The organism is Kribbella sp. NBC_01245, from assembly GCF_036226525.1.
Lineage (GTDB): Bacteria > Actinomycetota > Actinomycetes > Propionibacteriales > Kribbellaceae > Kribbella.
Map to the genome: position 1 here is coordinate 2,178,512 of NZ_CP108487.1, position 14,922 is coordinate 2,193,433.

The window sequence follows — 14,922 nt, forward strand, 5'->3', positions numbered from 1 at the left end:
CTGCCGGCTCCTTAGCGCTCGTGGAGGGAAATGACGCGGATGCCGCCGGCCGCGACCTCGTGGGTGCGGGCGTTCTGGCCGGACAACAGGTCGGTCCCGTCCACGTCCAGGTCGAAGGGCTTGTCCCCGTGGTTGATCGCGACCACGTGGCCGGACCTTCGAATGACCTCGAGCTCCTCCGGCAGATCCACCGGTACGGCGGTCCCCGCGTCCTGGTAGACCCGCTCGAACACCACGCCCAGATCGGTCACCGTCAACCGCGTCGAGAGATACCACGCCGACCCATCACCCAACTGGTGACGCGTGATCGCCGGTCCACCCGCGGCCGGCCCGTCCTCGTACGCCATCACCACCTCGGCGCCCTCAAGCCGGATCGCGTCGGCCCAGACATCCCCAGTGAGGCCGGGCTGATCAAGATGGACCGTCTCCCCCGACCGCAACGGCAGGAACTCCTCCACGGTCAGACCGAGGACGTCCCGCAGCGGCGCCACGAAGCCACCCGGATGCACTGCGTCGTTCTCGTCGACGATGGCCGAGAAGTACGACACCACCAACGTGCCGCCACCTTCGACGTACCGGCGCAGGTTGTCGGCCGCCGCCTGGGTGAGCAGGTACGACGCGGGCGCGACGACCAGCCGGTACGACGAGAGGTCCGCCTCGGGATGGGCGAAGTCGACCGCAACCTTGTCTCGCCACATTCGGTCGTAGCAGGCGTTGATGCGTTCGCGATGTGACAAGTCCTCGCTCGGGCGCCACTCGAGGTCTTGCGCCCAGAACGACTGCCAGTCCCAAAGGATCGCGGCCTCTGCCTGGACACGCGTTCCGGTCAACGAAGCGAGCCGCCCGAGATCGGCGCCGAGGGCGCGGACCTCCGACCAGATCCGGCTGTTCGTTCCCGCGTGCGGCAGCATCGCCGAGTGGAACTTCTCCGCCCCGGAACGCGAGGCGCGCCACTGGAAGAACATGATCGCGTCGGCACCCCGGCCGAGGTGGGACATGGCGTTGCGGGCCAGCTCGCCTCGCCGCTTGGCGACGTTGCGCGGCTGCCAGTTGACCGCCGAGGTGGAGTGCTCCAGCAACAGCCACGGCTTTCCGCCCGCGATCGACCGGGTCAGATCAGCCGACAACGCGAGTCCGACATGGCTGCGCGCGTCCTCGGCGACCAGGTAGTGGTCGTTGGCGACCACGTCCACCTCGTCGGCCCACTTCCACAGGTCGACAGATTCGCACGTGCCGGCCATGAAGTTCGTGGTGATCGGCACATTCGGGCAGACCGCGCGGATGGCGTCCCGCTCGAGGATGAAGCACTCCAGCAGCGCATCGGAGGTGTACCGCGCGAAGTCGAGCCGCTGGGCCGGATTCACCACGCTTGCCGAGACCGCCGGCGCCGAGACGTGTTGCCAGTCCTCGTACCGCTGACCCCAGAACGCGGTGCCCCAGGCGGCGTTGAGCGCGTCGAGCGTTTCGTATCTCCGTTGCAGCCATGCCCGGAAGGCCTGCGTGCTCTGGTCGGAGTAGCACTCGGACACGGGCGCGCCGTACTCGTTGTGCACGTGCCACAGGGCGAGCGCCGGGTGGTCGCCGTACCGCTCGGCCAGGGCACTCGCGATCGAGACGCTCGCGCGGCGGTACGCCGGTGAGCTCGGGCTGGCCATCCCGCGGGAGCCGAAGCCCAGCGTCGTACCGTCGCGGTTGACGACGCGCGCCTCCGGGTAGCGGTGGAAGAACCAGGCGGGCGGCGAGGCGGTCGGCGTACCGAGGCTGATCCCGATACCCGCGGCGTGCAGCAGGTCGAACAGCCGGTCGAGCCAGCCGAAGTCGTACTCGCCCTCCCGGGGTTCGAGCAGGGCCCACGAGAAGATCCCGACGCTGACCAGGTTCACCCCGGCCTCCCGCATCAGCTCGATGTCCTCCGCCCAGACCTCTTCCGGCCATTGCTCGGGGTTGTAATCACCCCCGTAACGGATGCCGTGCCGCGGGTCCAGTTGCGGTTTGGGGCTCAAGCTGACTCCTCATTGCTGTGCACGCTCACAGGCCGAGCTGGCGCTCGCAACGCCTAAGAAACAGCACGAAACACGCCGTTGACAAGTGGCTGAGACTGGCTGCACTGTGAACGTGCACAGCCGAGCCTGACCGGCTGTCCCTGAGGAGGAATCACCGCCGCATCGCCACCATCACCGGCCCGCTCGACACGCCGGGTGGCGTCCAACGGCTGCAGGGCTATCGGGACGAGCTGGGCGCTGGCTTTGACGAGCAATTGGTTGCGCATGGCGACTACTCGCGGGCGAGCGGTCGGCGGGCGATGGCCGAGCTGCTCGACCGCGATCCGTCCATCGACGCGGTGTTTGTCGCGTCCGACCTGATGGCGGCCGGTGCCCTCACCACGCTCGCCGGGCGGGGCCTCTCCGTACCTGGCGACATCGCCGTTGGCGGCTTCGACGACTCCGGCCTCGCCGAAACCCTCCAGCCTGCCCTCACCACGATGCGTCAGCCCTTCGAGCGCATCAGCGCCGAAATGGTCCGCCTGCTGACCGACCTCATCAACGGCCAGCAACCCGCCGCCGTGACCTTCCCAACCACCCTGATCCCCCGCTCATCCACGTAGCCTCGGCGCACAATGACTGGTGAACGACGAAACCCCGGCCCTCCGCGTAGGAGGACCGGGGTTTCGTGTTGGCTTAAATCAGGACTTCTTGCCTGAACTGCCTGACTTGCTGACCTCGTCCTGGATCTTGCCAGGCGCGGATCCGTTCGGCCCGGCACCATTGGACGACGCGGTGCCACTCGTGCCGGTCGCCGTGGCGCCGGTCTCGCTGGACTCGGCCGGGCTGTCGTCGACCGCGGGCGCGGTGGTGACGCCGTTGGCGGCATCGCGGCGGGACTTGCGCAGGCTGAGCACGGTGGTGATGCCCAGCGTGATGACGATGAAGCTGAGCGAGACCCAGATCGGCACCTCGGGCGCCCACTCGATGTGCTTGCCGCCGTTGATGAAGGGCAGCTCGTTCTCGTGCATCGCGTGCAGCACGAGCTTGACGCCGATGAAGGCGAGCACCACGGACAGACCCAGCGACAGGTAGACCAGGCGGCGCAGCAGGTCGCCGAGCAGGAAGTAGAGCTGGCGCAGACCCATCAGCGCGAACACGTTCGCCGTGAAGACCAGGAAGGGCTCCTGGGTCAGGCCGTAGATCGCGGGAATCGAGTCGAGCGCGAACAGCAGGTCCGTCGTACCGAGCGCGATGATGACGATCGCCATCGGGGTGATCAGGCGCTTGCCGTTCTGCGTCAGCGTCAGCTTGACGCCGTTCCACTGGTCGGTGGCGGGCAGACGGTTCTTGGCGAAGCGGATGACCGCGTTCTCCTGGTAGTCCTCGTCGTCGTTCTCACCCTGCTTGGCCAGATGGACCGCGGTGTAGATGAGGAAGGCGCCGAAGATGTAGAAGATCCACGAGAACTGGTTGATCGCGGCGGCGCCGAGCGCGATGAAGATGCCGCGGAAGACCAGCGCGAGAATGATGCCGACCAGCAGCGCGGTCTGCTGGTACTTCCTGGGCACGCCGAAGCGGCTCATGATGATCAGGAAGATGAACAGATTGTCCACACTGAGGCTGTACTCGGTGAGCCAGCCGGCGTAGAACTCGCCCGCATACTGTCCACCGGCGAAATACCACACGCCGAGGCCGAAGATCAGGGCCATCGAGATGTAGAAGGCGATCGCGGTCGCCGATTCCCTGGTCGTGGGCTCGTGCGGGCGGCGCCCGATGATGAAGACGTCGAAGGCCAGCACCGCGAGCAGAATGCCCACCGTGATGTACCAGACGTACGGGTGAATTTCCACGTGGTCCTCCGGAGCTCAGACGAAAAGACGGACTCCGAAGGTCTCTTCCGCCTGGCGCTGAGATAGCGGGCCGGGCCAGCGGCACCGGGTGAAGGGGCAGCCCTCCGACCGTGATGACGATACCGCTGCGAAGGAATACTCCCCTTCAACGACCCCCATTCTGGCTGCTGGCACCCGTTTGTTCCAAATCCGGGACACGCGTTCTGCCTGTTGGGATGGTCACGTGGCGAAATGGGAATACAACCCGCTGACTGGTCAGTTGACTCAGATGAGTTGTCAGTCGGCCCTTGTGACGGGCTCAGTCGGCCCTCGTGTCGGATGCGGCCGGACGCCTGGATTTCGGTAGTTTCGCCACGACGGTGTCGTACGACGCGTCGACCAGCTCCAGGATCTCGTCATCCGGCACGCTGCCGCCCAGGCGAACGGTATTCCACCCGGAACGTCCGATATACGCCATCACGGTGACGTCATCCGGATAGGCCGCGATCAGCTCGTCGGCCTCCTCGCGGTTCCGGCCGCACTTGATCCCGACCGAGTCACCGCTGCCGAGGAACGCGAAGATCTTGTCGCTGACCTTCGCCACCACATCCCCCTCCCACGGCTCGTCCTGCCAAGCCCCCGGCTTACCCAGACAGTGCTCCAGCAGCCCCTCCGACCCCAACCTCATGACGCCTCCATCCCGCTATTGGTGGGTGACGGCTTCGACGTTGTTGCCGTCGAGGTCGCGCACGAAGACGCCGTAGTAGCCCGGTTCGTACTCCGGCCACTCGCGCGGCTCGTGCAGCACCTCCGCACCCAGTTCCAGGGCCGCGGCATGCACCGCGTCCACCGCGGCACGATCCACCGCAGCGAACGCGATATGCACCTCGCGCTGGACACCACCCCGCGACGGCCCGAGCCAGAACCGCGCTACGCCGTCCGGGCCGGCGAATCCCAGCTCCTCGCCGAAGTCCAACGCCACGGTCACGCCGAGCGGCGCCAGCAGGCCCTCGAAGAAGGCGCGACTGGCCGCCACGTCGTCACACTGCACCGCGAGATGATCGAGCACGGTCGCCTCCCCTTATGACGCGCCGGCGTTGACCATTTGGCGTAGTTCCTTCTTCAACTCGTGGATCTCGTCGCGATAGCGGGCCGCGACCTCGAACTGCAGCTCGGCCGCCGCGTTGTGCATCTGGTCGGTGAGCTGCTGGATGAGATCGGCCAGGTCGGTCGACGGCATGCCGCCGGCGAGCTCGCGGGCCTTCTCCCCCGGTTTCACCTTCGCCAGGGCACCCGGCACCGGCGCCTTGCCACGGCTCTGGGACCGGCCACTGCCCAGGAGCTCGGCCGTGTCCGCGTCCTCGCGAGCGAGCATGTCGGTGATGTCGGCGATCCGCTTGCGCAGCGGCTGCGGGTCGACGCCGTTCGCGGTGTTGTACGCGACCTGCTTCTCGCGGCGACGGTTCGTCTCCTCGATCGCCATCTCCATCGAGGGCGTGATCTTGTCCGCATACATGAACACCGCGCCCGACACGTTTCGGGCGGCACGGCCGATGGTCTGGATCAGCGATCGCCCACTGCGCAGGAAGCCTTCCTTGTCGGCGTCGAGGATCGCCACCAGCGACACCTCGGGCAGGTCCAGACCCTCGCGGAGCAGGTTGATGCCGACGAGCACGTCGTACTCACCCATGCGGAGCTCGCGCAGCAGCTCCACCCGGCGCAACGTGTCCACCTCGCTGTGCAGGTAGCGCGTCCGGATACCCATCTCGAGCAGATAGTCGGTCAGATCCTCGGACATCTTCTTGGTCAGCGTGGTGACCAGGACCCGCTCGTTGCGCTCGGTCCGGATCCGGATCTCGTGGATCAGGTCGTCGATCTGGCCCTTGGTCGGTTTGACGATGACCTCGGGATCGATCAGACCGGTCGGGCGGATGATCTGCTCGACGAACCCGTCCGACTTGTCCTGCTCGTACTGCCCCGGCGTGGCCGACAGGTAGACCGTCTGGCCGATCCGCTCGAGGAACTCCTCCCAGCGCAGCGGCCGGTTGTCCATCGCGGACGGCAGGCGGAAGCCGTGCTCGACGAGGGTGCGCTTGCGGGACATGTCGCCCTCATACATGCCGCCGATCTGCGGCACGGTGACGTGCGACTCGTCGATGACCAGCAGGAAGTCCTCGGGGAAGTAATCCAGCAGACAGTGCGGCGCGGTCCCGGGCTCCCGGCCGTCGGTATGGCGGGAGTAGTTCTCGATGCCGGAGCACGTCCCGATCTGGCGCATCATCTCGATGTCGTACGTCGTGCGCATCCGGAGGCGCTGGGCCTCCAGCAGCTGGCCACCACGCTCCAGCTCCGCCAGCCGCTCGGCCAGCTCGGCCTCGATGCTGGTGATCGCCCGCTCCATCTTCTCCGGGGCGGTGACGTAGTGGGTGGCGGCGCCGATGTAGAGCTCCTCCTCCTCGCTGAGGACCTCACCGGTGAGCGGATGCAGCGTCATCACCCGCTCGATCTCGTCACCGAAGAACTCCACCCGCACGGCGAGCTCCTGGTACACGGGGAAGACCTCGAGCGTGTCGCCCCGGACCCGGAACGTGCCACGCGTGCCGGCCAGGTCGTTGCGTGCGTACTGCACGCCGACGAGTTTGCGCAGCAGGCCGTCGCGATCCATCTCGTCGCCGACCTTCACGTGGATCATCCGGTTCAGGTACTCATCGGCTGAACCGAGACCGTAGATACACGAGACGGTCGCGACCACGACCACGTCCCGCCGGGTCAGCAGCGACCAGGTGGCCGAGTGCCGGAGCCGCTCGACCTCCTCGTTGATCGAGCTGTCCTTCTCGATATACGTATCCGTCTGGGGCACGTAGGCCTCAGGCTGGTAGTAGTCGTAGTACGAGACGAAGTACTCAACGGCGTTCTTCGGGAAGAAGTGGCGCAACTCGTTCGCGAACTGGGCGGCGAGCGTCTTGTTCGGCTGGAGGATCAGCATCGGCCGCTGGATCTTCTCCGCCAGCCACGCCATCGTCGCCGTCTTACCCGTTCCGGTGGCGCCGAGCAGGACGACGTCCTGCTCGCCGGCGTTGATCCGCCGCTCGAGCTCGTCGATCGCGGCCGGCTGGTCGCCCGCCGGCTCGAAGTCGGACACCACTTTCAGCGGCGCGACCATACGCTGGAGATCCGTCACCTGTCTCATGTCCTCCACCGTACGGCCCGCCACCGACAGTTTCTGATTTCAGGCCTTAGAACGACTTCAGCATGGAGTTGATCATGGCCTGGACCTGCGGATATGTCTCTTTCCAGATCTTGCCGCCGAGCGCTGAATCAGTCGCGGTGGTGAGGCCGTTCTTGTCCTCGTACGCCTGGACGAAGCCCGCGAAGACGACCTTCTTACCGGACTTGTTCTTCACCACGGCCGAGTAGTTGATCGCGTAGCACTCCTTGAGCGCCTCCGTCGGGCACTTCATGATCCGGCCGGACCGGATCACCACGTGCTCGAGGTTGTTCGACTCGATATCGACCAGCCGGTGCGCGAACTCCTTCGCGCCCATCAGCTCGGTCTGCCGGGCCCAGAACCAGCCGTCGATGAAGCCGCCGCCACCCGGCGAGGGCAGCAGGTAGCTCGCGCCCGACCGCTTGACCGGGTCCTTGACCCAGCCCTTGGTCGGCGTGAACCAGACGCCGTGGCCGATCTCGACACCGGTGTCGTACGGGCCCTTGGTCGGGGTGGTCTCGGTCGGCGTCGGCACCGAAGTCGGGACGGTGTTGGTCAGCGTCGGCTCGGACGTCGGCTGCGTCGTCGGGTCCTCACCACCACCGCGGATCAGCAGGATGACGCCGAGAATGACCAGCACTACGGCGAGCGCGCCGCCGCCGATGGCGATCAGCTGCATCTTCCCGAGACCCTTGTTCTTGCGCTCGAACTGGTGCCCCGGCGGATACCCGAACGGCCCCATCTGCGCCGGCGGTCCACCAGGCCCAACAGGTCCGCCCGGTCCACCTGGGCCGCCCGGCCCACCCGGACCCGGGCCGTAACCCGGCTGACCGCCGTACCCGGGCTGCCCGCCGTACGGCGGCTGCTGCGGGGGTGCGTTGTACCCGGGCGGCGGCTGCTGCCCGTACGGCGGCTGGCCCTGGCCCGGACCTTGCCCAGGACCTTGGCCGGGACCCTGCCCAGGACCTTGCCCCTGCCAGGGACCGCCCTGTCCGGCCGGTCCCTGTGGCCCCTGCGGCCCCTGCCCCGGCGGCCCGTACTGCTGACTCATGAGTGTCCTTCGCGTTCGGATCCTGCTGGTTCTACATGCTGTCGATGACGGACTTCTTCATGATCTCTGCGTCGGCCTTCGCCTTGGCCGCGAAGTCGTCCCGCGACTGGAAGTCGATCGCGGTGACCACACCGTCCTTGCGCCGGTAGGCCTCCACGTAACCCTGCAGCTTCACACCCTTCTTGGTCCCGGTGTACGTGATCGCGACACACTCAACCAGGACGTCGCGCGGGCACGTCAGGTTCCTTGGTGGGCCGCCGAGCTGGGCCACCATCGGCCCGGTCTCGCCCTCGACCACCCGGAGCAGGTACGTCTTGGCGGTCATGCCCTGCCGCTGCCGGACCCAGAAGAAGGCTCGCGCCTTCCCGTTCGGATCGGGCGCGATGACCTGCTTGCCCTGTTTCTCGGCGGCGTATTCGGTCCAGCCGTCGGCCGGTACGACCGAAACGCCGAACCCGACCGGCAACGCGTTCGCCGGCGGGGTGTAGCTCGGTGGCGGCGGCGTACTCACCGCTGTCGGTGCCGGTGTGGGCGTCGGCGGCAGGGTCTTGGGCTTGTCGTCGCCACCGAGGAACACGACCAGCCCGGTACCGATCAGGGCCAGCAGCACCACGGCCCCGACGACCGGGATCAGGAACGACGGCAGCTTGCGCCGCTTCGGTTCGGGTGGCGGCCGCCGCAACGACGGCGGGCTGATCTGCGATCCCCACCCGGTCGGCTCCCCCGGCCGAGGTCCGGCCGGTCCGGCCGGAGTTGCCTGGTTGCCCCAGGTGTCCGGGCTGGATCCCGCCGTCCCCGGGCCCGCCCCACCGGGAGCACCCGGTGCGGCGGGCCAGGACTGCGCGCTACCGGGATGCCCCGGCGGCGGTGCTACTGGATGGTTCCATGGCGATGGCGGCAGCTCGGGCTCCGGCTCGGGGGTGTCGTTGTCCCCCGAACCGGGCTCGTTCTTCACCCACGGGTTGTCCCCGGGGCCTTGACCGCGCTTGGAGTTCATTGGCTCTTGACGACCGAGGCCATCATGCCCTGGAGCTCGATCTTCGCCTGGTCGGCCGCACTGCGCAGCGCGTAGAAGCGGGCCAGCGTGAGCACGCCGTCGCTGCGCTCGATGACGCCGATGTAGCCGACCAGCTTCACGGTGCCGCTCTGACCGGTGAGCTCACCGGTCCAGGTGACGGACGTGAGCTTGGTGATCTTGGTCTGCCGTCCGGCCGGCGGCGTATCGACCTTGGGCGCGGACGTCTGCCAGTTGGTCATGTTCTTCTTCTCGGCGTTGATCGCCTGCGTCATCACCGCGGTGGCATCCGCCGACGTGCCCTTACCGGTCTGAACCCAGAACGCGCCCTGTCCGTCCTTCTTCAGGTAGACGCCCGTGGCGCCCTTCGGCGTCGCCCGAACGTAGCCGGGCATCGGCCGCACGAACACACCATGGCCGGCGTCGATCCCGACGTCCGTGCCATTCGGCCCATCCGTCGGCCCGTCAGTCGGCTCCGGCGACGTACTGACGGTCGGCTCCGGGCTCGGGTCGCCGCTGGGGTCTGCCGTGGGATCCGCGGTCGGGTCGGCCGTGGGATCCGTGGTCGGCGCCTCGGTCGGCTGGGAGTTGACGACCGGACCGGGATCGGCCTCGTTCTTGTCGTCACCGCGGTTGAGGGTGAACGCGAGCACGGCACCGATGATCGCGACCACGACGAACCCGCCGATCGCGAGCACGAGCAGTTGCGCGTTGCTCTTCTTCGGAGCGGGCGCACCACCAGGACCCCAGCCAACGGGACCACCCGGGCCGCCCTGATTCCACTGACCCTGCGGCGGATAGCCCGGCTGACCACCAGGGCCCGGCTGACCGCCGTACTGCTGCCCCTGAGGTCCCTGACCCCCGTACGGCTGTCCAGGACCCGGCTGACCCGGCTGTCCACCGTACGGCGGCTGGGCCGGTGGCTGCTGGCCGTACCCAGGCGGAGGTCCGTACCCAGGCGGAGGCCCCTGCGGCGGCTGCTGCCCGGGATAAGCAGGCTGACCCTGATAACCGGTCTGACCGGGTCCGCCCGGGCCGTACGGCGGGTTCTGGTTGTCGGTCATGCCTGGGGCTCCTCTTCACGAGTCGAGGCGTCGTATCCGGTCGGTGCCACGGCTGGCGGCGTTGCCGCACCGCGCGCGCCCTTGGGCGTCGATCGGACCGAACTGCCACAGGCGGAGCAGAAGTCGGAGTGCGCGATCAGTGGCATCTCACAGCGAGCACAGAAGGCCAGAGCGCCGGACGCGTGGTTCGAACCGCCACGAGCGGCCGACTCCAGTGCAGCCTCGAGTAGACCCTTGTGGAGCACAGTCCGGACCCGGATGACCAGTACGCCCAGGAGGAGCAATCCCCACACCACGCCAAGTGCGGCGCCTACGAGAGACCCCTGGCCTCCGACGAACGAGAGCAGGTAGATGCCGGCCCAGAAAAGTACGTTCGCCCCGACGGCTTGCAACAGGCCCACGAAGTACCGCGGGGTGAAACCGTCGTACCCCTCGCCAAGGCCGGAGAACTCGGCTGCCGCGAGGCCGGACGCCGTACCGTAGATGAGCGGCTTCACGAAGCCCTGCAGCACCACGATGCTGACCCAGATACCCGCGCTGGCGCCGGGACCCGCGAAGCCTCCGCTGATCCACGCCCAGTGCAGCACCAACGTCTCGAAGCAGGCGAAGCCCACACCCGCGACGACGCCGAAGGTCAGACCGTCCATCAGGTCGTCGTACTTCGGCCGCGATGCCAGGTAGACCGGGCCGAGCTGACGGATCGCCTCGGACACGAGCGGCACCAGCAGTGCCATCACGAGCAGGTCGCGCACCCGTGGGCCGGACCCGATCTCGCCGACGCCCTCGACCGCGAGGCCGAAGTTGCCGCGCCACAACCAGGTGAAGATGGCCGCGAGTACGCCGGTCGCGACGAAGGCCGCGGCGACCACCGGGATCGGCTCGTCCTCCCAGAGGTTCACGTCGTACAAGTAGATGATGTAGACGATCGGCAGGGCGAAGGCCGCGACCATGATGGCCACCGGGAGCGCCCCGAGGGCCGCCGTGATCACCGTGATGGCGAGGGCGATGCCGAGGGCGATGCGATAGGTCTGCGGTCGCTGCCCGGCACCTTGCGGCATGATCGTCGAGACCAGCCGGAACGACGCGACCGGCTCGTCCGGCTTGGCGGCATAGGCCTTCTTGCGCTCGGCGTCCCCGGACTGCACGTCGTTGCCACAGTGGTGGCAGAAATGCGATACGTCGGGAACGTCAGAGCTACAGCGCGGACAGTCCACGCCATCCTCCAAACGTAGGGACTTCGGACCACGGCAATGCCATGGCGAGGGGTAGTGGACAGGCTCTCATCCCGAACCGGCCCAACCCATCATTTCGCCCGCGGGGGTCACCCTTTCGTGACCTGGACACCACTCAGCCGCGGCCAGACCTCGTCGATCCGCGCATCGAGCTCGGCCAACGGGCCGTCGTTCGGCAACACCACGTCCGCCGCGGCCAGCCGTTGCTCGCGCGTTGCCTGGCTGGCGATCCGGGCGCGGGCCTCGTCTTCGCTCATCCCCCGGTTCGCGACCAGGCGGGCCAGTTGCACCTCAGGCGGTACGTCGACCACGAGCACCAGGTCGAACCGATCCGCCTGGCCCGTCTCCACCAGCAAGGGGATGTCGTGCACGATCACCGCGTCCGGATCCGCCGCCGCCTCGATCTCCGCAGCCCGCGCGCGGACCCGCGGATGGATGATCGCCTCGAGCTTTCGCCGTGCGGGCTCATCACCGAACACGAGCTTGCCCAGCGCCGGCCGGTCCAGGGCGCCCTCGGCGGTCAGCACTTCGTTGCCGAAGGCCTCTACCACCTCACGCAGCCCGTCCGTTCCGGGCGCGACCACCTCGCGGGCCAGCAGATCCGCGTCGATCACGACGGCACCACGAGCGGCGAGGCGCGAGCTCACCTCACTCTTGCCCGATCCGATCCCCCCGGTCAGCCCGACTCTCACCATGGGCACACCCTAAACGTGCGGAACCCCCGCACCCTCAATGGGTGCGGGGGTTCCGGTGTCACTTACCGGAGGCTGGATCAGCCCTGGCCGGTCAGCTTCTCGCGCAGAGCCTGCAGTGCCTCGTCCGAAGCGAGCGCACCCTCGACGGGTACGTCGTCCTTCGGCGCGGCGGCCGAGGAGTAGGTCGAAGCCTCGCCGGCCTCGACGTCCGCCGTCTTGGCGTCCTCGATCTGCTTCTTGTGGGCCTCCCAGCGCGTGTGGGCCTCGGCGTACTGCCGCTCCCACTCCTCGCGCTGAGCGTCGAAGCCCTCGAGCCACTCACCCGTCTCGGGGTCGAACCCGTCCGGGTAGATGTAGTTGCCTTCCTTGTCGTACGTCGCCGCCATGCCGTAAAGCGTGGGGTCGAAGTCGTCCGACACGGGGTCAACACCCTCGTTGGCCTGCTTCAGCGACAGCGAGATCCGGCGACGCTCGAGGTCGATGTCGATGATCTTGACCATCACATCGTCGTTCACCTGAACGACCTGCTCCGGGATCTCGACGTGACGCTCGGCCAGCTCGGAGATGTGCACCAGACCCTCGATGCCCTCCTCCACGCGGACGAACGCACCGAACGGAACCAGCTTGGTGACCTTGCCGGGCACGATCTGGCCCATCTGGTGGGTCCGGGCGAACTGCTGCCACGGGTCTTCCTGGGTCGCCTTCAGCGACAGCGAGACGCGCTCGCGGTCCATGTCGACGTCCAGCACCTCGACGGTGACCTCCTGGCCGACCTCGACGACCTCGGTCGGGTGGTCGATGTGCTTCCAGGACAGCTCGGAGACGTGCACCAGACCATCGACGCCGCCCAGGTCCACGAACGCACCGAAGTTGACGATCGAGGAGACGACACCCTTGCGGATCTGGCCCTTCTGCAGCTGGGTCAGGAAGTTCATCCGGACCTCGGACTGCGTCTGCTCCAGCCAGGCACGGCGCGACAGGACCACGTTGTTGCGGTTCTTGTCGAGCTCGATGATCTTGGCCTCGATCTCCTGGCCGACATACGGCTGGAGGTCGCGGACACGACGCATCTCGACGAGCGAGGCCGGCAGGAAGCCGCGGAGGCCGATGTCCAGGATGAGTCCACCCTTGACGACCTCGATGACGGTGCCGGTGACGACGCCGTCCTCTTCCTTGATCTTCTCGATCGTGCCCCACGCCTTCTCGTACTGAGCGCGCTTCTTGGACAGGATCAGACGGCCTTCCTTGTCCTCCTTCTGGAGAACCAGGGCCTCGACGTGATCGCCGACGTTGACGACCTCGTTCGGGTCGACGTCGTGCTTGATCGACAGCTCACGCGAAGGGATGACGCCCTCGGTCTTGTAACCGATGTCGAGGAGAACCTCGTCCCGGTCGACCTTGACGATGGTCCCCTCAACGATGTCGCCGTCGTTGAAGTACTTGATGGTCAGATCGATCGCCGCGAGGAAGTCTTCCTCCGACCCGATGTCATTGACCGCTACCTGCGGGGTGGTGCGAACTGCGGGGTCGAGAGGTGCCTCGATGCTGGCCGTCATGTGGTGAATTGCTCCGTGGGTGGGTGGTGTCGTCCGGGTGCGCTCAGGCCGTTTGATCGCCGAGCCGAAGGATTGTCCAGGAAGACCGTTGACCACCGACTGCCGCGAGCACGAGCCTGCTCCGTCCGAGGTCGCGCGGGCCCGTAGCGCATCTCACAGAATACGTGGATCAGTGAAGGCACGGCAACCCGGGGTGCCCGGCAACAACCGGCCACCCGCCGAGACAACCCGACGCCTGGACACAATGTACGACGCCGGAGCCCATCCGGCATCACAACATCGTGAAGATCCCACGCGCTGATCCAGCCGGGCGGCACGGCTATAGTTTCGGCCGGCCGGCGGCCAGGTCACCCGTGTCGGCCATCTTGACGAGCAACTCGCGCGCGGCGGCCGCGACCGGATTCTGGGCCGCCCGGCTCGCCAGCTCGATCAACGCCCACAGGTCCGCCTCACGCGCGCGCGTCTGCAGCGACTCGGCCAGCCCGGGAGCTCGCCGCCGTACGACGTCCAGAACCGCGCCTCCCAGCACGGGGTCGTCGCAGAAACGAAGCAGATTGCCCAGGTCCGTGTACGGCGAGCCGCTGTGAGCGAACTCCCAGTCGATCAGACCGGTGATGGTCGCCGTCTCGGGATCGACCAGCAGGTTCTTCGGGTTGAAGTCGCTGTGCACGAGGCAGAACCGCTCCGGCGGCTCGGCCCGTTCGTCGATCTCGGCCAGCAGCACGGTCAGCTTCGCCCCACGAACCGGGTCGAGCACGGTCGAGTGCGCGTAGAAGAAGTCGACCAGACCACCGAGCTCGAACTCCCGCGGAATCAACTCGCCGTCGACGAACTCGCCTCCGCGCAGGAACGGCATCCCGCTCAGCCGGGCCAGCAACTCCCCCAACTGCTCGCCGACTCGGCGGCGCTGCTCCTCTTTCACGGCCGCATCGGCGAGATACGTCTCGAGGTTGACGCCGGGCAGGCGCTCGGTCAGCAGGTAAGGCGGCTCCTCCACCGAGCCTTGGAGCTTGGCGTCGAGCACCTTCGGCACCGGCAGCAGCCCCTGCACCAGCCGCAGCAGTGACATGTCGATGCCCACCCGGTTCGGGTCGCGCACGTAGAGCCGAATGACGGCTTCCTGCCCCGCCGCGCTCACGGCGAACGTCTCGCCGCCATAACCACCCGTCAACGGCACGGCACTCGCAGCGATCGACTCCCAGCCATCCATGCCGCGAGTCTTGCAGAATTCCTTTCCGCTACTCGCGTTTCGTTAATGGAGTGGGCAAGTTTCGCTACGGCCGTAGC

At 67.3% G+C, this 14,922-nt stretch carries 13 protein-coding genes; 1 reads left to right on the forward strand and 12 read right to left on the reverse strand.

From position 1 onward, the window contains the following. Positions 1-11: 11 nt before the first annotated feature. Positions 12-2,003, reverse strand: a complete 1,992-nt coding sequence (locus OG394_RS09650; protein ID WP_328994754.1) for a beta-galactosidase — start codon at positions 2,001-2,003, stop codon at positions 12-14. A 140-nt stretch (positions 2,004-2,143) separates the two neighbouring features. Between OG394_RS09650 and OG394_RS09655 the strand changes: the two genes are divergently transcribed. Beyond that, the gene (locus tag OG394_RS09655; RefSeq protein ID WP_328996820.1) at positions 2,144-2,605 is read left to right on the forward strand and encodes a LacI family DNA-binding transcriptional regulator; all 462 of its coding nucleotides are present in this window, start codon (positions 2,144-2,146) and stop codon (positions 2,603-2,605) included. 78 nt (positions 2,606-2,683) lie between these two features. On the opposite strand, the gene OG394_RS09660 is transcribed toward OG394_RS09655, so the two are convergent. The 11 genes from OG394_RS09660 to OG394_RS09710 form a co-directional block, all read right to left on the reverse strand. Then, positions 2,684-3,835 carry a TerC family protein gene (locus OG394_RS09660; RefSeq protein WP_328994755.1) on the reverse strand — a complete coding sequence of 384 codons (1,152 nt, stop codon included), beginning with the start codon at positions 3,833-3,835 and terminating at the stop codon, positions 2,684-2,686. A gap of 298 nt (positions 3,836-4,133) precedes the next feature. Beyond that, positions 4,134-4,502, reverse strand: coding sequence for an MmcQ/YjbR family DNA-binding protein (locus OG394_RS09665; protein ID WP_328994756.1), 369 nt, complete (start codon positions 4,500-4,502; stop codon positions 4,134-4,136). Positions 4,503-4,517: 15 nt separating this feature from the next. Further along, a complete protein-coding gene (locus OG394_RS09670; RefSeq protein ID WP_328994757.1) occupies positions 4,518-4,883 on the reverse strand; it encodes a VOC family protein in 366 nt (121 codons plus the stop codon). Between the two features lie 12 nt (positions 4,884-4,895). Continuing rightward, complete coding sequence (gene uvrB, locus OG394_RS09675) at positions 4,896-7,004, reverse strand: excinuclease ABC subunit UvrB (RefSeq protein ID WP_328994758.1); 2,109 nt, start codon at positions 7,002-7,004, stop codon at positions 4,896-4,898. A 46-nt stretch (positions 7,005-7,050) separates the two neighbouring features. Then, entirely contained in the window at positions 7,051-8,073 is a 1,023-nt protein-coding gene (locus OG394_RS09680; RefSeq protein WP_328994759.1) for a hypothetical protein, read from the reverse strand. 31 nt (positions 8,074-8,104) lie between these two features. Continuing rightward, positions 8,105-9,028: a hypothetical protein gene (locus OG394_RS09685; RefSeq protein WP_328994760.1), complete on the reverse strand. Its 924-nt coding sequence runs from the start codon at positions 9,026-9,028 to the stop codon at positions 8,105-8,107. A gap of 38 nt (positions 9,029-9,066) precedes the next feature. Beyond that, on the reverse strand, positions 9,067-10,152 hold the full coding sequence (locus OG394_RS09690) for a hypothetical protein (RefSeq protein ID WP_328994762.1): 1,086 nt from the start codon (positions 10,150-10,152) through the stop codon (positions 9,067-9,069). Next, the gene (locus OG394_RS09695) at positions 10,149-11,297 is read right to left on the reverse strand and encodes a PrsW family glutamic-type intramembrane protease (RefSeq protein ID WP_328994764.1); all 1,149 of its coding nucleotides are present in this window, start codon (positions 11,295-11,297) and stop codon (positions 10,149-10,151) included. The genes OG394_RS09690 and OG394_RS09695 overlap by 4 nt, the downstream gene beginning before the upstream one ends. Positions 11,298-11,473: 176 nt before the next feature. Next, positions 11,474-12,079, reverse strand: a complete 606-nt coding sequence (gene coaE / locus OG394_RS09700) for a dephospho-CoA kinase (RefSeq protein WP_328994766.1) — start codon at positions 12,077-12,079, stop codon at positions 11,474-11,476. A gap of 77 nt (positions 12,080-12,156) precedes the next feature. Beyond that, positions 12,157-13,635, reverse strand: a complete 1,479-nt coding sequence (gene rpsA / locus OG394_RS09705; RefSeq protein WP_328994767.1) for a 30S ribosomal protein S1 — start codon at positions 13,633-13,635, stop codon at positions 12,157-12,159. Between the two features lie 319 nt (positions 13,636-13,954). Next, positions 13,955-14,845, reverse strand: coding sequence for a phosphotransferase family protein (locus tag OG394_RS09710; protein ID WP_328994768.1), 891 nt, complete (start codon positions 14,843-14,845; stop codon positions 13,955-13,957). Positions 14,846-14,922: the final 77 nt, after the last annotated feature.

Coding starts and splice junctions, on each gene's coding strand:
- rpsA (WP_328994767.1), bottom strand. CDS start 13,635: ATGACGGCCAGCATCGAGGCACCTCTCGACCCCGCAGTTCGCACCACC.
- coaE (WP_328994766.1), bottom strand. CDS start 12,079: ATGGTGAGAGTCGGGCTGACCGGGGGGATCGGATCGGGCAAGAGTGAG.
- uvrB (WP_328994758.1), bottom strand. CDS start 7,004: ATGAGACAGGTGACGGATCTCCAGCGTATGGTCGCGCCGCTGAAAGTG.
- OG394_RS09665 (WP_328994756.1), bottom strand. CDS start 4,502: ATGAGGTTGGGGTCGGAGGGGCTGCTGGAGCACTGTCTGGGTAAGCCG.
- OG394_RS09710 (WP_328994768.1), bottom strand. CDS start 14,845: ATGGATGGCTGGGAGTCGATCGCTGCGAGTGCCGTGCCGTTGACGGGT.
- OG394_RS09680 (WP_328994759.1), bottom strand. CDS start 8,073: ATGAGTCAGCAGTACGGGCCGCCGGGGCAGGGGCCGCAGGGGCCACAG.
- OG394_RS09690 (WP_328994762.1), bottom strand. CDS start 10,152: ATGACCGACAACCAGAACCCGCCGTACGGCCCGGGCGGACCCGGTCAG.